The organism is Nostoc sp. DedSLP03 (genome assembly GCF_034530815.1).
Lineage (GTDB): Bacteria > Cyanobacteriota > Cyanobacteriia > Cyanobacteriales > Nostocaceae > Nostoc.
The window spans coordinates 1-26,651 of the sequence record NZ_JAVRCK010000101.1 but is presented as its reverse complement, the minus strand read 5'-3'; the positions used below and the strand labels follow the sequence as shown (position 1 = coordinate 26,651).

At 42.4% G+C, this 26,651-nt stretch carries 3 protein-coding genes; 1 reads left to right on the top strand and 2 read right to left on the bottom strand.

The window, feature by feature from the left end; all coding sequences use genetic code 11:
- Both RM368_RS32315 and RM368_RS32310 read right to left on the bottom strand, forming a co-directional pair.
- The gene (locus RM368_RS32315; RefSeq protein WP_322697836.1) at positions 1 to 24,648 is read right to left on the bottom strand and encodes an Ig-like domain-containing protein; all 24,648 of its coding nucleotides are present in this window, start codon (positions 24,646 to 24,648) and stop codon (positions 1 to 3) included.
- A 303-nt stretch (positions 24,649 to 24,951) separates the two neighbouring features.
- Positions 24,952 to 25,692: a hypothetical protein gene (locus tag RM368_RS32310; RefSeq protein WP_322697835.1), complete on the bottom strand. Its 741-nt coding sequence runs from the start codon at positions 25,690 to 25,692 to the stop codon at positions 24,952 to 24,954.
- A gap of 359 nt (positions 25,693 to 26,051) precedes the next feature.
- Between RM368_RS32310 and RM368_RS32305 the strand changes: the two genes are divergently transcribed.
- Positions 26,052 to 26,606: a peptidylprolyl isomerase gene (locus RM368_RS32305; RefSeq protein WP_322697834.1), complete on the top strand. Its 555-nt coding sequence runs from the start codon at positions 26,052 to 26,054 to the stop codon at positions 26,604 to 26,606.
- Positions 26,607 to 26,651: the final 45 nt, after the last annotated feature.

Sequence of the window (26,651 nt, the reverse complement as noted above, 5' to 3'; positions counted from 1 at the left end):
TTAGGGATATTTATTTGACTTCGCTCTATTTCGTGCTCTTGATATAACTTTGGCATTTTTATAGCTATTAGTGCCAGGGGATACGCTAGGATCAGCGGGATTTTTGGGGATAATGTGGTCAACTTGAGCTTCATTTGATGCAGGAGTAACCCCTTTCTTGCTCTTTTGAGGTGAAATTAATATTTCTCCTGTTTCGTCATCTCGCAGAACTCCACCATTCCTCTTACGATTCTCTTCATAAATCTTCTTTTTTTGAGCAGATGTGAAATCTTTACCAGGTGCAACATTGGGTAAGTCTGGAAGATGATCATAAGAGCCAGAGCTATCCCATGTTCCATCTGTATCACCTGAACTACCAGATACATCGTCTGTATCGCCTGAAAGTTCATCTTCCGACGCATGAAATATTCGGCGTACTAAATCAGTATTTTGTGTGAGTTTGTATATACTACCCACTAGTCCGATAGCAGCTAAAATCCCTCCAATTTTCTCAGCAAGAGTAAATCCTTGTAAAGAGAAATCAAACAGTCCAGTAGGATCAACTCCATTGACAGGATTTGCGTGAGTATAGAAATACTTATTTAATGTTAAAGGCTCAAGCAATCTGCCTTCATAGTCATCTTTTCTGATAAATCTTCCAGTATCCGTATCATAGTATCTTGCCCGGTTATAATAGTCTCCCAAGGCTTTATCGAACTGTTCTCCAGCAAACAGATACTTATTCTCTACCTCACCAGTAGAATTAATTAATTCTCCATAAGCCTCATAATTGTACGCATTAAAAGCACTACCATTTGCATCAGTCAGTATTCGTGTACTACCCAACCCATCAACATGATAGTAATTACGACTGTTACCCTGTTCCTGAGCAATCAAATCATTGCCATAGACATACTCCACCTGTACAGCACCGCTAGGAGAATATTCTTCTAAAACTTGTGCATACGGCTGCATTTCATCAATTAAGTACCGCGTCTCAACTCCATCAATCATTGCTGCAACTCGAATACCTCTGTCGTTGTAGCGATACTGCATTGATTGCTGTGTTGCCCCATTAGCATCTTCCATTGCTGCCGCAATCAATCGATTTTCGTAGTCCCAAGTGTATTCAGTTGTAATGCCATTTTCAGTCTTCGTTAAAGTATTGCCATTATTGTCATAGGTATAACTAGCAATTATTTGCTGATTAACAGTCTCATTTAACAATCGGTCATTGGCATCGTAGGTATAATTTATAACTGTTGTAGTACTGTTGACAGTTTCACTCTTGGTTTTGCGGTTGCCTACTATATCATAAATGTAGTCATAAACTCGATTACCATTGACAGAATCAGTGATTTTTTCTTCAGTCAACCGATACAAATCATCGTAAATGTAATCAACAGTACGACCATCCTGTTCAACAACTTTGGTGCGGTTGCCTACTTTGTCCAGGGTATAACTGTAGCTAGAGAGAATGGTGTCACCCTTATGATTTTCCAAATACTTCAATCGATTGAGGTCATCATAAGAACGAATTTCCTGCGTACCATTAGCCAATGTAGTACGTACCAAATTGTTTACTGCATCATAGTCATAATCTGCTGTGATAACCCCGCCCTCAATTACTTGGTCAAGGCGGTTACGAACATCAAATGTGTAGTTTACTGTACCTGAAGCTGTAGTGACTGAAGTGCGATTACTTGCAGCATCGTAAGTATACTCAATCTTGTGTCCATCTGGGTCAGTACGTTTGACTAAGCGATCGCGTTCGTCATAGTCATAATCATAGGTCGCAGTAGTTTGACCATTAGCATCAACAAACGTAATAACATCTTGCAACCCTACGGGTGTGTAAGTATACGTTACCTTAGACTCATCCTGGAACTGCTTCGAGGTCATCCAGTTCATGGGATCGTACTGATAGGTCGTAGTGTTGCGATTAAAGTCAGTATATGTCTTCAGATTACCTACAGCATCATAGGTCATATCTGACTGCTGATCCATTGGCAAAATTACTGCCGTGCGTCTTCCCACGCCGTCATATTCAAAGCTGGTTGTGTGCTGGTTAGCATCTGTTTGTGAAATCAGGTTTCCAACTTCGTTGTATCCGTATTCTGTCCAATCTTGAAGCGCATTCTTCACCCCAGTCAAACGACCTAACGCATCGTAACTATATTCAGTGCGCTTGCTGTTCTGGTCAATCATCGCAATGCGCCGACCTAAATTATCGTATTCACTGGTGGTGTAAGTTTTGTCGTTAAACTCAGTCTTAACTAATCGCCCCAAGTCATCATATTTATAGCTAGTGGTGTGCTTGAGCGCATCAGTTTCAGCAAGTCTCTGCCCTAGTTTGTCATAAGTGTAAGTAGTACGTGGATTATCATCAAGAGTATTAGGCGTATCATCAGCGAAAATTACCTGAGTTTGCCGACCATCAGCATCGTAGCGAAACTCTATGCGATTACCGCGTTCGTCAATTTGGGCTTTTACCAGACCATCGCTGTAATATTCGGTACGAGTTTTAGTATTGTCATCCCAATCATTCGGCGTTGAATCTGGATTGAGAGTTTTAATTAGCCTACCAACATCATCATAAACAAAACGTGTTTCCCGTCCAGCTTTATCAATGGTGGCAATTGTACGCCCAGCCTCATCATAACGGCTGATTTCCCGTAGGTTGTCATCTGGGTTGTCAGGTGTATTATCTGCGTAAATCGTTGCAACCAACTGACCTTTCTCATCGTATTTATACTCAGTCCGGTGCTGAAGTGCATCAATAATCGCAGTTTGATGACCTAATTTGTCATATTCATAAGTCATTGTATGATTTTCGGCATCGGTCATCGTTTTCATTCGACCGTTGTCATCATACGTCCAGGTTGTTACTAAAGTCCTTATACCTGTCGCAGTTGTCATTTGACGAGTTTCAGTCAGCTTGTCACCATTGGCATTGTAAGTATAAGCCGTAACATTGCCCAACGCATCTGTAACACTGGTGACATTGCCATTGTCATCATAATCGAATTCTATGACTTTCCCGTTAGCATCTGTAACAGACCGGAGTTGACCTCTGAGGTCGTAGTCATAACCAGTAGTGTTACCAAGAGCATTAGTAGTTGAACGAAGATTACCACTTCTACTGTAGACATTAGTTGTCGTGCGACCCAAGGCATCAGTCTCAGTCAGTAGGCGGCTCTTATCGCCATAAGTGTAGCGTGTAATGTTACCTAATGCGTCTTCTTGAGTTAGCTGATTGCCAAGGCTATCGTAGGTGTACTTAGTGGTAAAACCATTTGGACCAGAACGGTCTGAAATTACTGTTTCTTCAAGAACATAGTTGTTATCATCGTACTTGCGCTTAGTTATTTGCCCTTCTGCATCAATCTCAGTCAGAATGTTGCCACGAGCGTCGTATTCGTAAACTGTGGCATGACCGAGTTGGTCTAGTACAGTTTGCCTAGAATTATTCGGGTCATAGGACATTTCCACCTTCTGACCGTTAACATCTTCCAGATACTTGAGCCGCCCGTCATCCCCGTACTCGTTCTTAACACCAGTCCTGCCCAAGGGGTCAATGATTTTGTCCAAGTAGTGCTTACGCTCTTGGTCATACTCCATCTGCGTAGTGTTACCTTCCCGGTCGGTTACGCTGACCAAATCACCCTGAGCGTTGTACCCATAATGAATTTGCTTACCAGCCGGATCTGTTACAGTAGCGATTCTGCCCTGCGCGTCCCGCCCAAAGGTTATCTTTTGCCCTGTAGAGCTAGTGATATCCGCATCAGTATAGGTTAACGTATTACCGTTAGTATCCGTAACTGTCAACAAATCGCCCGTAGCAGCATCAATCTGGTAAACAATGCCCTCTTTGGTAGTCAGCGTATAAACACCACCATAGTAACTATCCGCAGGGTTATAAGCACTGCCACCTAGTCCGTAGTACTGATTAGTACCAGCGCCATGAATAATGCGGGTGTTTTGAACGGTAAGCGTATCGGTTATGCCAGCATCAGCCACAAAGGAGGGGTGATAGATATTGGGGTCAGAATCAACACTACCAGCACCCCTTAAATACTGAGAAAGGGGATCAATTCTGGGCTTAAACGTAAACCCTTCTCGTTTACCGCCAGGAAGGGTAATGTATACTTTAGTACCGTCCTTGAAGGGATTCTGACCCCCCAGTTCTGCAACTTCTCCACTGGGTTTGCCGACAGAAGTCCGCAAATCCGTATCCCTGAATTCCATGCGCCAGCCGTAACCGAAATCATCAGTAGTACCCGATGTCAAAGAATCATACGTGCGAGTCAGCGTGATGGGTATCCCTGTTACAGGAATCGACAAATCCGTGAACGACAGCTTAAAGTTACCGAGCTTCAATTCACCAGACACATTAACCGTGTCTTCTACAAAGCTGACGTTACCGCCCTTATCATGAGCTTCCAGGCGCAAAGTGTACGAATCATTTTCCAGTAAAGACGGGTCGAACTTACCCAGCACACCATCATTAACAGTGCTTGTGCCTCGGAAAATCTCTCTGAAATCGCTACTGCCAATGGGCGCAACCAAGAGACGATAGTAATCGAGGTTATCATCGCTGACCGTGCCTTTAATATCAACTGGGGCGGTGACTGTACCATTAGCGATCGCACCCAAGTTCAGACTGACATCGGGAGCGCTGACATCGCTAGTATCAATTACTGCTACATCGAATGTCGCTTGCCCAATATTACCTGCTGTATCTGTAGCGATCGCTTTAGCAGTAATCGTCCCAGCAGTGGTGGGTTTGAATGTCGCCATGCCATTACTATCCAGCACCACAGCATTACCGTTGATCAACAATTGCAGCCCAGCCAGCTTGGTATTATCCGTTGCCCGTGCCTGAAAAGTTATCGATTCGCCTAAATTAACCGAGTCATAACTAGCAATCAGTTTCACCTTGGGAGCAACAGTATCAGGAGTGACATTTAAGTTAAAAGTTTGTTGAGTATTAAAACCAGCCGAGTCAGAAACAGTGAGAGTGATAGGATGGGAGCCGACTTGGGCAGAAGTTGGTGTCCAACTTAAACGTCCCTGACTATCAAGAATCATCCCTAAATTTTGAGAAGCGGCATCTATTGAGTAAGTCAGGCGATCGCCCTGGGGGTCAAATGCAATAATATCGTAACGGTATAAAGTGTTAGGAATTGCAGTAGTTGGGGGAGTGGTAGATTGAATTATAGGTGGAGTAATCGTCTTAGCAATGAGAGTAAAGCCTTGGGCAGCACCAGAATTACCATCATCAGCACCAACAACCACTTGATAACTGCCAACCACAGGGTTAGCCCAAGTTAATAAACCCGTATTGGCATCAATGGTCATACCATCTGGAGCAGAAAGCAGCTTGTACGTAATAGTATTATTGTCAGCATCAGTGGCACTAACCTGATAATTATACGTATGATCAACAGCAGCGATAAATACCGGAGTTGAAGTAATGACCGGAGGATGATTAACAGGAGTAGTGCCAGCAATTAAAGTGTAGGTTTGGTTAGTGCTAGCACCAAGGTTATCAGTGGCAATAACTTGGATGTCGTATTTTCCAACTTGGTCTGCCGTGGGTGTCCACTGAATTAAGCCATCTTTGGTAATAGTCATCCCAGTTGGCTTACTACCCAAAGTGAATATTAGCGCATCATTTTCTAGGTCAGTTGCCAAAGCCTGATAACTGTAACCCTGTCCAACCCCAGCAATGGTAATCGGTGTAGAGACAAATTTCGGCGGACTATTAATGCCGTTAACATGGATTGTAAATTCTTGGACGTTGTAAGCACCGTAGATATCTGTTACTTGAACGCTAACTGTGGTATCGCCAATTTGATTAGCCGTTGGTTGCCAAACAATTGTCCCAGTTTGTTCATCAATTACCATACCTTGTGGAGGTGGCACAGTGTCAGAAACGAAACTCCATGTTAAGCGATCGCCATCTGAGTCAATTGCTGTAGGCTTGTAAATGTAAGTTCGCCCAAGTGAGGTAACTGTACTTGGTATAGAAGTGATTGTGGGAGGTAAGTTTGAGAGTTGATTGCTGACTTGAATTGTCCAGTTTTGGGTAGTAGTACCACCTTGTCCATCACTGACTTGTATGCTAACTGAATTGTTACCGAATTGACTAGCAGTTGGCTGCCAAACAAGAACTCCTTGATTTAAGGTCATACCCGCAGGTGCATTTACTAAGCTGAAGGTAAGCGGGTCGTTATCTGGGTCAGTTGCTTGTAAATTGTAGATGTAGGGGTTTTGGGTTCTTGTACTTGTGCGAGGTGTAGAGGTAAATACTGGTGAATGATTAACATGAGCATTCACAACAGTCAAGTTGACTGATTGCAAATTAGAATTACCAAAACTGTCTTGAACTTGAATGGAGAATTGTTGATTGCCCAATTGGTTAGCAGTGGGTATCCAAGTCAACAGTCCAGTACTGGCATTAATTAGTGCCCCGCTTGGTGGATTTATCAAGGAAAAGGTTACGGAGTCATTGTCGGGGTCGGTGGCAGTGGTTTGATATTGGAATGGTTTACCTACTTGCGGCTGGAGATTATTTGGAGATGTCGAAGTGAAGACAGGAGGATGATTATTTGGTACGAGTTGTACTTTAATATACTGTAGTGCTTGCCCTCCTTGACCATCTGTTGCACGTAGCAGGACGTTGAATTCTACGTGAGTAGGAGCATAAGCACCTCTACCAATAGCTGTGAGACGAGCTTGTTCAGCGTATAAATCTTGGTAGTATTTTTCAACTTGGGCAGAAGTGGGAGACCAAACGACAACGCCATCACGAGCATCTACAGCCATACCTTCTGGAGCAGTTATTAAGTCGTAGGTAACGATATCTGCGTCTGGGTCACGAGCGAAGGCATTGTAACGCAATTCTTGATTGGCTTTTAGTAGAGTAATAGCAGGTGGCGTAGTGACGAAAACAGGATCTTGATTGGGAGGAATAATGGTGGCTTGAGTTAAACCGAATAAATTACTCTTAGTTTCTCCGGCGACAGTGATTGTATCAGTCCACACATTTGTTGTAGGTGTGGTCATAGTGTAGCCGCTAGGTAGCAGTGTGCGGACTATATATGTACCCGGTAGCAGATTCTTGAAGCTAAAGTAGTATTTGCTGTTAGTATCTAAGCTATTGAGGATTTTATCCTGTTGGGTAATTTGATAAGATTCTCCTGGGTCTAGCTGAGAGTTGTTATTTTGGTCGAGGTAGACGGTAACGCCATTCATGAATGGTTCTTTGGCGTAGCGGTCATCAAAACCAGAGAAAATGTCTGTCAATTCGTTAATATCGACAACTTGAATTGCATTCGGGTCAAGTTCTTGTAAAGTTGAATATGTAGATGCCGAACCAATGGCAAAAGCATTAAGATTTCCACCCTTACTCAAAACGTCGTTTCTTAGTGTTTTTGCCACTGTTGGGTCTAGATAGCCGTAGCCATCCGACATATATATAACATTTGGCGTTCCTGGTAGTACGTTGATTAAGGTGTCAATTTTCTGCGCTACTTGAGTAAATTTGCTACTACCACCTGATGTGTAACTGTTGAGTATTTGTAAATAGTCGGGGATGGAGTTGTTATCGAGGTCAGCAAAAGCAGTAGTGTATGTAACTAGTCCAGTATGAGCAGCCGGATTCATGTCTTGAATAGTACCATCATTGGTAAAGGGGATGAAGCTAATTTTCACCTTGTCCCCACCACCCATTGCAATGATGGCATCAATTGTGGCTTGAATTGCTGCTTTTTCGGCGTCTAAAACGGTTTTGACATCTTTGTATTTGCCATTTCCGTGGAATGGGGCGATGGTACTACCGGAAACGTCAATGGCAAATACGATTGAAGGATTATCACCAGTAATTAGTTTAGAGTCGAGAAGTCCATTGGCATTGAGGTCATTAAAGACTGCACCTTGGATAGTGCCTAAGCTTTGGTAAATATCGACGCTGAAGGATTGAGAGTCTTTTCCACCCCGTTCGTCTGATACTTCCACTGTAAAATTGGCTTTGCTGCCTACAGCCACATTACTATCAGGGAACCAAAGTAACTCGCCTGTATCTTTGTTAATTAACGCACCTATAGGAGAGTTAACCAAACGATAAGATAGTTTGTCACCATCAGCATCAATTGCTTTTACTGAATAACGGTATGCATTGTCAGCTAAAGCAAAGCGGGTTTCAGGGTTACTGCTGATAACTGGGTTATGATCTTCTGGGTCTGCACCAACACGAATCTTGTAATTTTGCACATCAGTACCCCCCTTGCCGTCCTTAACACCAAGTTGGACTGAGAATACACCCAAAGCATCGGGGTCACTACTGCTTGTACCCCCTCCGCCTGGAGTTATAACAGTGTTGGCAGTGGGAGCATAAGAGAAGACGCGGAACTGGTAATTAATCTGGTTGGTATCGGGGCCACCTTCGATTTCTAGATAGTAATCTCCGGTTTCAGAAATCGTCACCGAAGCGTCAGTGCGGAGGTCATTGTTGAACAGTAATTGATTACCTGGATCGTAGAGTTTCCATCGGTAGTTACCATTCGGGGCATTGGTGGCAATGCTGTCGAAGAAGAGGTTGTCCCCAACATTCGCTTTGATTTTATAGATTGAGTCTAAACGTCCATCTGTGAGTGAATCGGCGATCGGTATGCCATAGTTAACAGATTGAACGTTAGCAGTTTCTAATACCTCGAAACTGTAAGGATTATTATCAGCGCCTGATATATTGCTAACAACTAAATGATACAAGTCATTTTGCGTCAAGGTGTAAAGGCTACTATCAGCCCAAACAGGTGGCTGCCAATAGTAACCCCCTGGATTATATTGCGTAAAGACTTGCCTACCACTGGAATCATACAAAGTATAATTAGTAGCTCCAGCCATGCCGTTGAGGAGAATCTTTAATCCGTTGACCCCTTGGAAGGTGTAAACTTTAGCCTCAGCATGATTAAGGGTACCAGTAACGGGGCTATCCATTTGTAAATAGTTGGTTCCAGGTCCCAAAGTCTTCGGCAGTTGCAACAACTGGAAGGTGGCTATAGTGGTACCACTATAGCCACCGTACACTTGCAGTTTGTAATCACCACTTTGAGTCAATACTATTGGTGCAGTACCATACCTTGGATCTTGTCCATTGAAAACATAAGTACCATCTGGATTCAGCAACCGCACCCCGAGATAGTAATTACCACTATTTCGATTTTGCTCATCTGTGCCATTGTACAGCAAAATCGTGCCCACAGAGGCAGTGAAGTTATAATCTTGATTAGCATTAACAGACAGAGTCTGCAATGTACCAAAACCAGAATTGGTTGTTGCAGCAGCAGAATTATCTGTCACGGTGAAGCTGTAATTGACAGGATTGCTACTGCTACCTACAATCGCCAAAGTGTACACACTGTTAGCAGGCAAAGTCACTTGGAAATTAGGACTACTAGCATTGGGGGCTGCCAAAACTGCACCACTAGCATCGTAAAGTACCCAGTTAGCACCATTCCAAGTTGTACTACCCAGATTAAAGTTAAGTGTTTGTCCGGCTTTGCCACTGTAAGAGTAAAAGTTAACGCTATTTCCCATCAGGCTACCGTTGGTAGTCGTGCCCACACTCAAAGCTGTGGCTACCGCCATGTCAGAAAAACGGAAACTGTAATTACCTGTGGTTGCCCTATCGCCATCAATTGCCAAGCGATAAGTCCCCGAATCAGTAAGTATGATTGGTATCCCATCCCGATCGAGAGTGTTGTCGAATAATTGAACTCCGTTAGGCGCAATTAACTTAGCATGGATGCCACTGCTACCAGTCAAGGCATCTAAGAACAAGTGTTGACCAACTGTGCCTGTAAAGGTATAGTCATCCCTTTCACCCGGCTTATTCAGGGCAGCTGTTACTGTGGTGCCCAAAGCTAAACTTGTGGTAGAAATCGGATCTGTATAAGCCGTGAAGCTGTAGCCCAGAGACGTAGCCCCATAACCACGTACTCCTAAAACGTAAGTGCCAGCAGTTGGCAGAATAATACTGAAATCGGGGCTAGAATAATTGGGTGCAGCGATCGCTTGATTATCCGCTCCATACAGTACCCAGTCAGCTAGACCATAAGGCCAATTTGTTGCTCCTAAGTGGAAGTAAAGACGTTCTCCTGATGTACCAGTGAATTGATAGAAGTCAGTTTCCGTACCAGGATCGAGAATAGCAGAAACAGACGTATCTAAAGTGAGGGTTGGTGCAGTATCAATATCTACTAAGCGGAAACTGTAATCGCCAGTAGTTTCTCCAGAACCGTCGATGACCAAACGGTAATTGCCGGATTCACGCAAGAAGAAAGGAGAAATATCGTTAGCCAAGTTACCATCAGCAACAATTACGCCACTGGGACTGTAGAGTTTGGCTGTAATTTGACTTATACCTGTTAATCGATCCCAGTATAGGCGTTGACCAGAACGAGCAGTGAACGTATACGTGTCGAATTCACCCTTCTCAATTAGGTTACTACTGACAGTGCTACCCAAAGTGTAAGCAGTTGTTCGCAAGTTGGGTGCAGCAATGCGGAATTTGTAATTGGGATTGCCAGAATTGTTAGCTGACTCGATTAAGAAATAGTCACCTGTAGATGGTAGCGCTAGTTCCTGATCGGCGTAAATATAATTGCTAGTAATGTACTGACCGCCTGGGCCATAGAGATTCCAGTAATTATTGTAATCTCCTGCTTGCTGGTCGATGTAAATATACTGCCCTTGAGTCCCACTAAAGCGATAGGTATAACTTTCTTTACCTGAAAACGTACCACTGACCGTGGTATCTAAGGTATAAGGTGTGGCATCGGCTTTATCTAAAAGACGGAAGCTGTAATCGCCTGTATTGGCTCCATCACCATCAATGACTAACTTGTAAGTACCTGACTCTTTGAGAGTGTAGCCACTATCAGGGCCAAAATCTTGATAAAGACGACCATCCTTAACATCAATACCACTGGGAGAAATCAGCCGGACAGTAAAACCTGGATCATTGTAATTAAGTCCGTCAAAGAATAATTGTTGACCAAATGTACCAATAAAGGTGTAAGTATCATTTTCTCCAGGTTTACTAATCGTACCGTTGACCGTGCTACCCAAAGTGTAAGCAGTAGTCGGCAGAGATGGCGTGGCAATGCGGAATTTGTAATTGGGATTGCCAGAATTGTTAGCTGACTCGACTAAGAAATAGTCACCTGTAGATGGTAGCGCTAGTTCCTGATCGGCGTAAATATAATTGCTAGTAATGTACTGACCGCCTGGGCCATAGAGATTCCAGTAATTATTGTAATCTCCTGCTTGCTGGTCGATGTAAATATACTGCCCTTGAGTCCCACTAAAGCGATAGGTATAACTTTCTTTACCTGAAAACGTACCACTGACCGTGGTATCTAAGGTATAAGGTGTGGCATCGGCTTTATCTAAAAGACGGAAGCTGTAATCGCCTGTATTGGCTCCATCACCATCAATGACTAACTTGTAAGTACCTGACTCTTTGAGAGTGTAGCCACTATCAGGGCCAAAATCTTGATAAAGACGACCATCCTTAACATCAATACCACTGGGAGAAATCAGCCGGACAGTAAAACCTGGATCATTGTAATTAAGTCCGTCAAAGAATAATTGTTGACCAAATGTACCAATAAAGGTGTAAGTATCATTTTCTCCAGGTTTACTAATCGTACCGTTGACCGTGCTACCCAAAGTGTAAGCAGTGCTTGGGAAACTTGGCGCACTAATGCGGAATAGGAAATTGGGGTCGCCAAGGCCATTGCTCGATTCCACAAACAAGTAATCACCAGTAGATGGTAATGCTAGTTCTTGGTCTTTAGTATAAGAGTAGATATTAGGCCCAGTAATGTACTGACCTCCTGGGCCATAAAGTCCCCAACTGTAATAGCTATTCTCTATCTGATCGATGTAAATATACTGCCCTTGAGTGCCACTAAAGCGATAGGCATAGCTTTCTCTGCCTGAAAACGCGACACTGACACTAGTATCTAAGGTATAAGGTGTAGCATCAGCTTTGTCTAAAAGACGGAAACTGTAATCACCAGTATTAGCTCCATCACCGTCAATAATTAACTTGTAAGTACCTGACTCTTTGAGAGTGTAGCCACTATCAGGGCCAAAATCCTGATAAAGACGACCATTTCTAAGCTCAATACCACTAGGAGAAATCAGCCGAGCAGTAAAGCCTGGATCATAGTTACTGAGTCCGTCAAAGAATAATTGTTGACCAATTGTGCCAGTAAAAGTGTAAGTATCATTTTCTCCCGACTGGCTAATTGTACCGCTGACCGTACTGCCCACAGTGTAGGCAGTCGTCGTCAAAGTCGGCAAACTAATACGGAATTTGTAGTTAGGATTGCTACTTCCGTTACCTGACTCCACTAGCAAGTAGTCACCAGTAGATGGTAATACTATTTCTCGATCGTTGTAGTAAAAGTAAGGATTGAGAGTGCTGATGGGCTTACCTTCTGGGCTGTAAAGAGTCCAGTTGTAGTTCTGGTTTTCTAACTGGTACAGGTAAAGAAGCTGCCCTTGAGTAGCACTGAAGCGATAGGCATAACTTTCTGTGCCCGTGAAAGTGCCGCTTACTAGAGTATTTTGAGTATAAGGCGTAGCACCAGCTTTGTCTAAAAGACGGAAGCTGTAATCACCAGTATTGCCTCCATCACCGTCAATTACTAACTTGTAAGTACCCGACTCTTTGAGAGTGTAGCCACTATCAGGGCCAATATCTTGATAAAGACGACTATCCCTGACATCGATACCACTAGGAGAAATTAACCGAACAGTGAAACCCGGTTCATTGGTATTAAGTGCGTCGAAGAATAATTGCTGACCGAATATACCAGTGAAAGTGTAAGTATCATTTTCTCCAGGTTTGCTAATTGTACCATTGACTGTAGTACCCAAAGTATAGGCGGTCATCGGCAAGCTGGGTGCAGAGATACGGAATTTGTAGTTAGGGTCATAGCTTCCGTTGCCAGACTCTATTAGGAAGTAGTCACCTGTGGCTGGTAATACTACTTCTTTATCGTTGTATATTTCACTACTAGTAATGTATTGTCCTTCTGGTCCGTAAAGATCCCAATAGTTGTTTCCGTAATAAGTGTAACTGCCTGCCTGCTGGTCAATATAGATATACTGCCCTTGAGTACCACTGAAGCGATATGAGTAGCTTTCTTTCCCTGTAAAACTGCCACTGACTGTATCATCAAAAGTATAAGGCGTAGCTCCGGCTCGATCTAAAATGCGGAAAGAAGCACTGGTCGCTCCTGCTGAAGCATTAGAGAAAAGTAAATAGTAAGTCCCAACTTCTTGGAATGTTAATTTTCCAGGGACAGTACCCCAATCGCCACCAGCATCATTCCAGTCAACAACAGTTTGCCCGCTAGGAGAAATCAGTTTCCAAGAAACACCAGAATTAGCAGTTAAGCCATCGTAAAACAGTTGTTGAGCGACCGCACCTGTAAATTTGTAAGCTGTTGTCTGATATGCACTCAAATTTACGGTCGTGTTTGTATTCAATGTCACATTGGTGACTGTTCCCAAATCAAGTAGCTGATAAGCATAACTACCGTAATTATAACTACCGTTACCTACGTTCTGAAGCGTGTAGCTACCAGTTGTCGGTAGTATGAAAATACCGTTGTCATAAGTACTATTAATGTAAAAGACTTGGGTACCAGTAGGATCTAATAACTGAGTAGGAATCCCACCATAGTAATTGTTGGTTACTTGGGCATCAAAATAAACAAGCGTACCTGCATTTGCTGTGAGCGTTTGTTTACTAGATGTTGTACTCGTTCCTGTGTAGATTGTGCCAAAACCCTCATTGGTGACAGAAGTAGAGCTAATATCGTTTACCTGGACATTAAAATTGACTGCGCTATTAGCAAAATTCCGCACTGCCAATACATAAACTCCTGTCGTCGGCAAGGCTGTCTCAAAACCAACTCCCACATTATTTAAACTGGCAGAAGCAAAGATTTTCCCACCAGGGCCGTACAACACCCAATCAGCATTCGACACAGAAGTTAAATTGTTGAACTGGAGGCGCTGTCCGGCGCTGCCGTCAATCCGATATAACTGTACTTGATTTGCTGGTAAACTATTTGTGAAAGGTGTTGAGAGAGTTAGAGATGTAGCAGCATTTCCATCTGCTATACGGAAGCTATAAGGATCTGTGGATGCGTTTACTCCATCAATAACGAGCTTATAATTTCCACTTTCAACTAATGTGAAAGTCCCATAGTCTCCATCAGAGACTTGACGATCGAACAATTTAAAGCCACTGGGACTGTAGAGACTAGCTTCTGTAGTGTTGGAAACACTGCTGATAGCATCAAAGTACAACTGTTCTCCTGCTGTACCCGTGAATGTGTATGTATTGAAATCACCTTTTTTAAGAATCGAATCACTGACAACATTCGGTGTGATGTTACTACCCAGACTCAACGGCATCGTCGGCGTGTTGTCCGCGAAAATATGGAAATTGTAGTTAATTGAGGCGTTAGTATCTGTCCCTTGGCTACCTGCACCTTGAACTAGTAAAGTGTAGGTGTCTGTTCTAGATAAGGTCAACTCAAAGTCATTACTTAAGGGGCTAGCAGTAACGCGATTATTAGCAGAGTCATAAATGTACAAATTCCCAGATGCAGCCAACAGCGAATTTATGTAGAGATGCTGTCCGGCACTGCCATTAAATTGGTACAGCTGTGTTGATGAACCGGGAGTCAGCGTACCAGTGACATCACTATCTAGGGAAATAGCTGTTGCTTGACCGACATCTAGCATACTAAAGCTGTAAGCTCCTGTATTGCCTTCTGTAGTATCAAGCACTAGTTTATATGTCCCATTCTCATTTAAAGTGAAGGGCAAGGCATCTTGGTCAGTTAAATACCTATTGAAATATGTAATGCCGTTAGGACTGTAGAGAGTAGCTGTCTGTGTATAATAACCACCATCTTTGAGTACGTCAAAATATAGCCGTTGCCCTGCTGTACCCGTGAATGTGTATGTGTTGAAATCACCTTTTTTAAGAATCGAATCACTGACAACATTCGGTGTGATGTTACTACCCAGACTCAACGGCATCGTCGGCGTGTTGTCCGCGAAAATATGGAAATTGTAGTTAATTGAGGCGTTAGTATCTGTCCCTTGGCTACCTGCACCTTGAACTAGTAAAGTGTAGGTGTCTGTTCTAGATAAGGTCAACTCAAAGTCATTACTTAAGGGGCTAGCAGTAACGCGATTATTAGCAGAGTCATAAATGTACAAATTCCCAGATGCAGCCAACAGCGAATTTATGTAGAGATGCTGTCCGGCACTGCCATTAAATTGGTACAGCTGTGTTGATGAACCGGGAGTCAGCGTACCAGTGACATCACTATCTAGGGAAATAGTCGTTGCTTGACCGACATCTAGCATACTGAAGCTGTAAGCATTCGTATTTCCACCCACAGCATCAATTACTAACTTGTATGTGCCGTTTTCATTTAAAGTGAAAGGGAAGGCATCGCCGTCGGTTAAATACCTATTGAAATATGTGATGCCGCTTGGACTGTAGAGAGTAGCTGTATCTGTGTAATATCCACCATCTTTGAGTACATCAAAGTCTAATCGTTGCCCTGCTGTCGCAGTGAATGTATAAGTGTTGATATCACCTTTTTTTACAATCGAATCGCTGACAACATTCGGTGTGATGTTAGTACCAAAAGTTATAGCTGTGGTAGGTGTATTAGAATCAATGATGCGGAATTTATAATCAATGGGAGTGTTGCCATCCGTTCCCTGGCTACCTCCACCTTGTACAACCAGAGTGTAAGTATCTGTTTTGGATAAGGTTAGTTCAAAGTCATTTGCCAGCGCAGTCGCAGCAACACGATTATTGGCAGAGTCATAAATATACCAAGAACCTGCTGCACCTAAGAGCGAGTTCATGTAGAGATGCTGTCCGGTGGTGCCATTAAACTGGTAAAGTTGCGTTGATGAACCGGGAGTCAGCGTGCCATTGATATCAGTATCTAAGTTAATCGGCGTTGCTTGAGCTACATCCAGCATACTAAAGCTGTAAGCTCCTGTATTTCCCCCTATAGCATCAATTACCAACTTGTAAGTGCCATTTTCGTTTAAGGTAAAGGGGAAAACATCGCCATAGTTGAGGTAGTAGTTATCTAAGTACTTGATGCCGCTCGGACTGTAGAGGGTGGCTGTATCTGTGTAATATCCACCATCTTTGAGTACATCAAAGTCTATTCGTTGCCCTGCCGTCCCAGTGAATGTATAAGTGTTGATATCACCTTTTTTTACAATCGAGTCACTGACAACATTTGGTGTGGCATTAGTACCAAAGCTTATGGGTGTGGTAGGCGTGTTAGAATCAATGATGCGGAATTTATAATTAATCGGAGTGTTGCTATCTGTTCCTTGACTGCCTCCTCCTTGAATAACCAAGGTGTAAGTATCTGTCTTCGATAAAGTTAGCTCAAAGTCATTACTCAATCCATTTGCAGCAACACGGTTATTACTAGAGTCATAAATGTACCAATTACCTGCCGCACCTAACAGCGAGTTCATGTAGAGATGCTGTCCAACGATGCCGTTAAACTGATATAGTTGCGTTGATGAACCAGGAGCGAGTGTGCCAGTGATATCAGTATCTAAGTTAATCGGCGTTGCTTGAGCGACATCCAGCATACTAAAGCTGTAAGCTCCTGTATTTCCCCCCATAGCATCAATTACCAACTTGTAAGCGCCATTTTCGTTCAAAGTAAAGGGGAAAACATCGCCATAGTTGAGGTAGTAGTTATCTAAGTACTTGATACCACTAGGACTGTAGAGAGTAGCTGTATTTGTGTAAGAACCACCATCTTTAAGTACATCAAAGTCTATTCGTTGCCCTGCTGTTCCCGTGAAGGTGTAAACATCTTGCTCACCTTTCTTGACAATATTACCATTCACGGTGTTTGGAATGGTATTGTTTCCAAAACTCAAGGTTCCATTAATCGTCTGAGCATCAAAAATTTGGAAAGTATAAGGAACAGTTTCGCTAAATGCTCCTCTACCACGGAGTGCTAAAATGTAAAGCCCATCGTTTGGCAATACTGTTTCAACATCACGCCAACCAGATTGCCAAATTACTTGATTGTCTTCACCATAAAGAATCCAATCAAGACTTGTGTCGCTGCTAATGCTATTAAAGTACAAACGCTGCCCTTGAGTACCAGAAAAATGATATAACTTGTCCTTGGTACCTGGGTTTAATCGATCGCTGATGTTTTGATCGAAATTGACTGCACTTGTTTGTTCGAGGTCTATTAAACTAAAACCATAGTTTCCTGTAAGGTCGCCATTCTTTTTGACAATTAGATGATAATTTCCATTTTCGGTGATGTTAAACGGCCCGCTAAAACTGCCATCGGAATCAACAATTAATCGATTGCTGGGACTGTAAACCTGTATTTTCCAATCGGAAGTATTACCATTGAAATTGAGTCCGTCAAAGTACATTCGCTGTCCAGACAGCGCACTAAAGGTATATTTGTCTGCCTCGCCGGGAGTGCTAATCTGGGCCAGAACAGTGTCACCAAGTGTTGATACTGGCTGTGGAGTCCATTTCACCTGCCCAGTTATCGGATCTACAGTCATCCCATCTGGACCAATAATTAAGTTGTAAGTTAAAGGATCTCGATCTGGGTCTAGTGCTTTAGAGTCGTAAATATAAGGCTGGTTAACAGATGCATCAACAACAGGGTTTGTAACGAAACTGGGTGGACGATTGGGGGTAGTGTCATTTAGGATTGTTAAGGTATATTTTTGTTCTGTTATCCCACCGTGACTGTCATTCACTTGCAGATAAATTGTTTGGTTCCCAATATCAGCAGTTGTCGTATTCCAGCTAATTGACCCAGTTGTGGGATTGATACTCATACCATTGGGTGCAACCAAGAGTTTATATGTCAAAGTATCGTCGTTCGGGTCAGTGGCTACAACATTGTAATGATAAGGTTTACCTGCAATTACTTGTGTTTCTGGCTTCGTTTGAATCACTGGTGGTCGGTTCAATTCAGATAACACTTGCAAGTCGTAGGTAAACTGTACCTGATTGGGGTTATAAAATACCAGGCTGCGAATACCAGTAAAGTCATTTGGATCTAGTTTTCCACCTGCAACTAAGCTAGAGAAGTTGTAATAAGGGATACCATCAGGTGTAAAGCCATCGGGATTGCGTACTACAACTGTAGGGTCGCTGATGTGGTTAATGGCAACTATTATTGGAGCATCAACGCTATAAGAACCAATGTTATGTACTGCGATGTCTGCATATAGTAAGTGTGTATCTGGATTAAAGCTAGTGCGATGATAATCTGCTTTAAAACTTTGAGAGACATCTGTCAAATTGTTGAAATTAGGCAATATCGTAGTGTTTGCAGATGACTGCGTACCAAAACCTGACTGTAAAGGAGATTGCGTATTATTTGGTGCAGCTTGGAGAGCAAATTTGGTAATGGTGACATTGGTAGTAGTATCGCTATCATTGTTTACCAGACGGAAAATGAGAGTGGCATTACCTGGTTTAACACCTGTCAAATTCAAGCGCACAGTCTGATCGGTGCTGTTATAACTAGCACCTGCACCCAATAGTACATCTTCCCCTTCTGTTAAGTTGAAGAAAGCATCTCTACCGGATGTAATGGTGTGTACTAGAGAGTTACCATTAGCATCAACTAATGCCACTTCAAAGGCATCATTAATAGCATTAAGATCGGAAACATCAAAATTCTTGTCAATCTTGAAGCTGAGGATAGAAGGCGTTGCTGGAATGACTAGAGGTAGGTTACGAGTCGGTGTAAAATAACTTTCTTCAGTTAAACTAATTCGACTGCCAAGAATAATATTTTGTGTAGCGCGAAGTCCACCAGCATCTTCTACCGTAAATGTAATATTAAATAGACCTAGTTGATTTTGATTAGAAGTACCTGTTAAGATGGCAGAACCATTACCGTTATCGGTAAAATTCAACCAACTAGGAACTCCAGTTGCACTAATAATACGAGTATCACTAGCATCTGGGTCAGTTGTTGTAATATTGTAGGTATAAGTACTACCAGATTCAACAGTTGTAATGCTAGGCGTGCTAGTAAAGCTGGGCGCTTCATTAATATTGGTAACATTCAGAGTAATTTCTTGAGTAGTGCTTAGACCTTGAGCGTCAGTACTGCGAACAACAATAGTATGTTGGCTGTAATTTTCGTAGTTGAGAAGCGTACCATCAGCCACTTGCAAAGAATTACCCACAATCTTGAAGCGTCCCTGAGCATCATTTACCAAACTATAGGTGTGGGACTCACTTGTATCGGGGTCGATACTGCTTAATTCACCAATCACTGTACCATTGACACTATTCTCGGCGACACTGTTAGCCGTGAGGTTGATAGCAGTAGGAGCGCTAAAACGGTAAATCGTGGTTGTATAGACGCTTTGGTTGCCTGCAATATCTGTTGCTCTGACAGTAAAGGAATTAACGCCTGCTGTCAAAGAAACGTTGGCAAAGCTAAATTTGCCTGTATTGTCGGCAGTGACGGTAGTATTTGCTGCTTCTAAGGATACAGTCACACCAGGGTCAGTTAAACCAGCCAGGGTGATAGTATCAAATTTAGTTTTCTTGTCGCCAACTGTGCCTGAATCCGATGCTGCATCTAAATTGAAAACTGGTTGAGCAATACTAGTATCTAAGGTAAAAGTAAAGCTAAAGGCATTTGAGGTATTGCCAAATTCGTCAGAGGCGATTAAACGCAAAGTATGAGCGCCATCTGGCAAGGAACTACCGTATATTGTTTCGAGTTGCGTGCGGTTGAAGCTAAAGCTGCCGTCAGTTTTTAGTTGGGCAAGAATATCAACAAAGTTGGCAGCGAGGGTATTATTAAATCCCGCTCGGAAGCTAACAACCCGACTGACATCGGTGATAGTACCGTTAATTGTTGGGTCAAAAGTGATTTTATCGCTGTTGGTAATACCCCCCGGTGCGGTGTCGTTACTCAAGGCAGCGGCAATTATCGGAGCAATAGTATCGTTGTTAACTTTGACATTGTAAGTCTTTGTTGTCACGTTACCTGCAATGTCTTTGGCAATTACTGTCAGCACATGAGTACCGTGACTCAGCCCAGTCAAATCTAATTGCTGGTCGAATTCTCCTGTAGCGTCAAAGCTAAGATTAATTTCCTCTAGCCCGTCAAAGCGATAGCGCAACGATGCCACAGCGCTTCCCGTCCCGCTAACGCTGCCAGTTAATTTCGCTCCTGTTTCTAGCGGTGCAGTATCCACGGGAGTACTGAGAGTTAACAGCGGTATTACTTTGTCAATAATTACTTGTAACGCTATGGACTCGTTGCTAACATTACCCGCAATATCAGTAGCAACTGCCGTGAAATTGTACGTCCCATCAGTCAAGTCGCTAGTAACAATTTGCCAACTACCCGTGCTATCAGTTATTGCCGTCCCTAAGACTTCCCCAGAGTGGAAAAGTTGAACGCTAGCTCCCACTTCAGCGTTACCTGTAATGGTGGGAATGCTGACATTAGTAATATCGTCGCTGTTACTGACTCCCGAATCGCTATCTAAAGTCAAATCGAGATTGCTTGGTGGGGGCGTACTGGTATCCAGCGTAAAAGTATATTCAAACACAGATGAAGTGTTATCAAATTCATCTTTGGCTACTAAACGCAGGGTATGTACGCCATCAATTAAAGTATCGCCTAAGATATTTTCTAACTGGGTGCGGTTGAGAGTGAAGCTGCCATTGGGTTGAATTTGGGCAGTAATATCGACAAAGTTGGCAGTGGGTGTATCGTCCAGCCCAGCTCGCAATTCAACTACGCGGTTATTGTCAGTAACGCTACCAACAATTGTCGGGTCAAAAGTAATCCGATCGCTATTGGTATTTCCTCCTGGGGCAGTATCGCGTATTAAACTGGCGGTAATAATTGGAGCTTCGTAATCGAGATTAACGCTAACGTAATACTGCTGGGTGGTAATATTCCCAGCAATGTCTGTTGCAGTAATTGTCAAAACGCGATCGCTGTTGGCAATACCGGTGAAGTCAAGCTGTTGGTTAAAACTACCATCAGGGTTGAAAAATAAAGGTATTGCCGTTTGATTGTCAAAGTTGTAACTTAATGTTGCAATGGCACTACCCGTACCGCTAGTGCTGCCAACCAAACGCGCCCCTTGTTTCAAGGGTGCTGTATCAACAGGAGTCGTTAATGCGAGAGTGGGTGCAGTGCTATCAATGGTAATCGCGATTGCCCCTATGCTGCTGACGTTCCCAGCAATGTCGCAAGCAATGGCATTCAGGTTATACGTGCCGTCAGCTAATTGATTGGTAGTAATTTGCCAAGCACCGTTAGCATCCGCAGTTGCCTGACCGAGGAATTGTCCGCCATCGCTGTTGAAAAGTTGGACGATTGCACCAACTTCGGCATTACCTGTAATGTTTGAGGATGGGTATTTGGTGATGTTATCGGTGCTGCTCGTGCCGCTATCGTTGCTGGCAGGCAAATCGAGATTGTTTGGTGCGAGTGTTATCGTATCTAAAGTAAAAGTGAAGTTGTAAACTTCACAGAGGTTGCCAAATTCATCTTGAGCAACCAAGTGTAAGGTATGTACACCGTCAGGTATGGGACTGCCGTAAATTGCTGTTAGTTGACTGCGATTGAAGCTAAAAGTCCCATCAGTCCTTAGTTGAGCCAAAACATCAACAAAATTGGCAATTGCAGTATTGTCAAAACCTGCTCGGAATTCGACTACACGGCTGGCATCAATAATACTGCCATTAATTGTAGGGTCAAAGGTAATTAAATCGCTGTTAATTGTACCATTGGGGGCAGTGTCAAAAGTCAAAGCTGCGGTAATTACAGGTGCTGCTTCATCTAGTTGGACGGTGACGTTGTATTGTGTGGTTAGAGAATTACCAGCTGCATCAATTGCCACAATCGTCAAAACGTGACTGCCGTTGCCAAGTCCCGTAAAATCTATTTCCTGGTCAAAAGCTTCCGCAGCATTATAGGCAATAGGTATTTGGTTTTGGTTGTTGAAGCGATAGCTTAAGGAGATTATGTTACTACCCGTACCGTTAATACTACCAGTAAGTTTATCTCCTTGTCGCAGAGGAGTTTGCTGAATGGGTGTATCGAGCGTCAGTTGTGGCACAGCAGTATCAACAGTGACACTCAGCGGGGTAACAGAAGTGTTAGTATTTCCGGCAATATCAGTAACACTAGCATTCAGTAAATGAATGCCATCAGTCAACTCAGAAGTAGTTATTTGCCAAGTTCCATCAGTATTGGCAGTAGTTTGTCCGATTTGCTGCCCCTGACTGAATAATTGTACGGTTGCAAGAGCTTCGGCAGTGCCAACAATTGTCGGAGTCGCATCGTTAGTCAGGCGATCGCTATTGCTAAATCCAGAATCGCTAGCTGTTGACAATTCAAGAGTTGGTGCGGATGTAGTAGTATCCAGTGTAAAGGCAACAGCAAATACACTAGAAGTATTACCGTAAGAGTCTACTGCTTGTAAGCGCAGTACGTACTGGGCATCGCTTAACGTTCCGCCATAGATTTGTTCTAATTGCGTGCGGCTAAAGCTAAAACTACCATTAGCTTGCCGCTGCGGCAGGACATTAACAAAGTTTGCAACATTGGTATCGTTCAAACCAGCACGGAAGCTGACTATTTGGCTAGCGTCAGTGACAGTACCCGTAATTGTCGGGTCAAAGGTAATTCTGTCGCTATTAGTCGTGTTATTTGCGGCAGTATCGCGCTGCAAAGTCGCAGTAATAACTGGTGCATCCTTATCAATAATTACTGTTACAGTGTATTGAATTGTTTTAACATTACCAGCAGTATCAGTAGCCTTAATTGTTAAAGTATGTTCTCCATTACTCAGACCAGTAAAATCTAAAGTTTGGTCAAAGCCGCCTGTAGAATTAAAGTTTAAAGGTATTTCTTGAAGATTGTTAAAGTGATAGCTTAACGCAGTAATCGCGCTACCAGTACCATCAACACTACCAGTAAGTTTGTCTCCCAAACGCAAACTAGATTGCCCAATTGGAGTAGTTAAGTTTACTTGCGGCAAAGCACTGTCTATCGTAACTTTTAAATTAGCAGACGTATTGGTGTTACCTGCAATATCTGTAGCAGTGGCATTTAACTGATACACTCCATCAGTTAATTCTGATGTTGTGATTTGCCAAGTGCCATCTGAATTTGCAGTTGTCTGTCCTTTGAGTTGACCGTTGTTAAACAGTTGGACTCTAGCAAGAGCTTCTGCCGTGCCAATAATTGTTGGGGTGGTGTCAAGAGTAATGCGATCGCTGTTACTCAAGCCACTATCGCTATTTGCAGACAGGTTAATGGTAGGTACAGCAGTAGTGGTATCAAGTGTAAAAGAGATATCAAAGTTATTGGCAACAGAATATTTATCTACTGCTTGTAAGTGTAGAGTGTGATGACCGTCTGGTAAAATCCCGCCATAAATTGTATTTAATCGGTTGGAGCTGAGGGTAAAACTGCCATCAGAGTGCAAATCAGCAATTACATTTAGATAATTGGCTACTTGTGTGTTGTCGAAACCTGCTTTCAATGAAATAATCTGATTGGTTTCAGTAAGCGATACATTTGCGACAGCATTGACAATAGGGGTAACAGTTGTTAATGCATTAATAAAAATGCCACGATTAACAACTTTAACTGTGCCTGTAGTAGTGGGATCGAAGGTAATACCATCAGTGTTGGTTGTGTTGTCAGGAGCTGTATCATGGGCTAAAGCTGCTAAAATAGCAGGTGGTGTGGCAGCAAGATTTACCGTTACAGAAAAGCTAGCAGTAGAGAAATTGCCTGCAAAATCGGTAGCTTTGAGAGTAAAAGTGTGAGGCCCATCGTTGAGTCCAGTAAAATCAAGAGCATGGTCAAAAGCGCCGAGTGGACTAACTGATATGGGCCCAGCAGCTAAATTATCAAAGACAACTGTGAGTGAGGCAATGGCGGAACCAGTGCCATTAACGATGCCAACAACTCTCGCTTGTGGCGAACCTGGTAGTAAATTGAGCGGCAGGACTGTAGCAGAAAGTGTAGGCGGTAAGATGTCAGGCAGCAGGGACAGTGTGGAAACAGAATTATTAACACTTGCGAGAACTGGCTCAGTAGTGGCAATGTTAATTAGAGGTGTATTACTTGTTGCTCCTGTAAGTCGATCCAAATCAGTTTTGTTATTGGACTTTGTAATTTCTGATTGTTGAGATGGAATCAGATTATAATTTTGCTGGTTTTTGAATAAAGGCGAATAATTATTTAGATAATTAACGGAATTCTTCTGATTATTAAGGGAGTTCCCAGAAGACTTGGAAAAATTCAAATCATCTTTAGTAGTCGCCAATTTCTCCTGGCGTGACAATTCGGAAGAAATCGGATCTGAGCCATTAGGAGTTCTGAGTTTTATTTGCAAAGAAGTGAGAGCAGAATTGTCATCTAGCGCTGCGCTCAAAGATGCACTCTCTAGTAGAGATGGAGGTAAGATTCCCCCATTACTACTTGATGTATTATTTTCAAGGTTTTCAGAACTGCCCATGACTAACCTCTTGCTAAGAGTAAATCGAAATCTTTGATGATGATTGAATAGAAATTTTGCTTAACTTAGTTTGAAGCTTGAGTTCAACTGCATTAATAGTTAAATTAATATCCAATATTTGTAAATCGTATAAAAAATTCAGGAATAACAAAATCTTCAAGGGGGAAATTGAATTTTCCCCTTTGTTCTATCCTAGAAAAATTGGAGCGATGTATTTATTGTTTTAACGAGGAAAACATGAAAGCAAAAAATAATTTTTACTTTCATTTTTACCTCGTTGTTTAAGTTATTATATCTGTGAAACTAAGCCGCAATACTAGTATCACTATTCAGGATTAAATGGTCAGAAATAACAGTTTTTTGAGCGGCAAGGTCAGCTAGAAATTTAGTATTGATAATTTCTTGATAATTAGATAAATCTGTTTGCCAATTATCAATTATTTGATGCAGATTTGTGACTCTCTGTAATGGCGTTTCACTTTTGACTTCGTAGCTAAAGCTGCCATTAAATAAGACAATTGGAATATTGCTTTCATCTGGATTCCGTAAAGCAGCTTCGCTGACAGTTAGATAAAATGGGCAGCGCTCTAAAGTGTAAACCAAATTAAGTGTTGCTCTCATAGGTGCAGTTCCAAGAGATTGCCAATCTCCGCCAGATAACAATGTTTTGACTAAATACTGACTAGCCGCAGACTGCTGTTCAAAACTAATGTAACCTCTAGGATTTAGACCTACACCTTCATACTGTATATTTGGTAGTGTTTGAACATATTTTTTGGCAATTTCTGCAACGGTGATTTCTTTTATTGCTTTTTGTTCAATAGCTTCTATAAAAATCACTCGTGTTGGTTCAGCTACTATCATAATCCCATTGGTAAAAGCCAATTGAGAAAGGTTTTGAGTAGATATGGGTTGCTGAACTAATTCCCATTCTTGTGGGACAATGCCACTATATTTGAGAAAATCTGGATTAAGGATGGCAGGATTATGATTTTTCGCAGCTATAATAATCCCAAACTCTTGGGTAATTAAGTTTTGGCTCATGATGCTTTTTGATAACTTTATTGCTTGAACTGTCTCAGAGTAGCACTGCTTTTAATGGAGATTTTAACGCTTACAACTGTCTACAATCACTTGTAACTTTATACCACGTTCATTGAGTTTTCTACCTGCGTAAATATCCTTAAAGTCGTTGAGCTATCTATTTCGTTAATAACTATAAGCAATGTATTTTTTCATTAAGTTAATTTAACTTTTTCTCAGTATCTCTAAGTATGTAACAACCACTTTCCCAGAGAACATCAGTATACTTATCATTGTCATTAGTAGAACAGACAATAGATGATTTTGAGGAAAATTATTTATTTAATACATTTTCTTATCCTGGCTGTGACTTGCACCTTATGGCTCACCTAAGAATTGGCAACCAGACAATTACCCAAGCAGAAATTGTGCATCTGCTAGCTGGCTACCAAATGCTGCCACAATTGTGCCGTTTGGTGATTATTGAAAGAGCGATCGCTGGCTTTGAACTCACTCCATCAGAAAAACTCGGTGTTATTGAGCAATTCTACCAAAACAATCAACTGACAACACCAGAAGCACAAGCAAAAGTCTTAAAGCATTACAGCATGAGTCTTGAGCAACTAGAAGCTGTTGCTATGCGAGAACTGAGGATTGAGAAGTTCAAGCAAGCCACTTGGGGGACAAAGCTAGAATCTTATTTTTTGCAATGTAAATCTCAGCTAGACAAAGTAATTTATTCCCTAATCCGCACATCTGATGCAGAGGTGGCCCAAGAACTCTATTTCCGCATCAAAGCCCAAGAACAGACATTTGCTGACTGTGCCTCGCTGTATTCACAAGGGCAAGAAGCTCAAACAGGAGGAATGTTAGGCCCTGTGACTATAAGTCAACCCCACCCAGCAATAGCACAGAAACTGACCATTTACGTCTAATGTGAATTAAAGAGAATGAGACTGGAAGGTGAGAACATCAATACC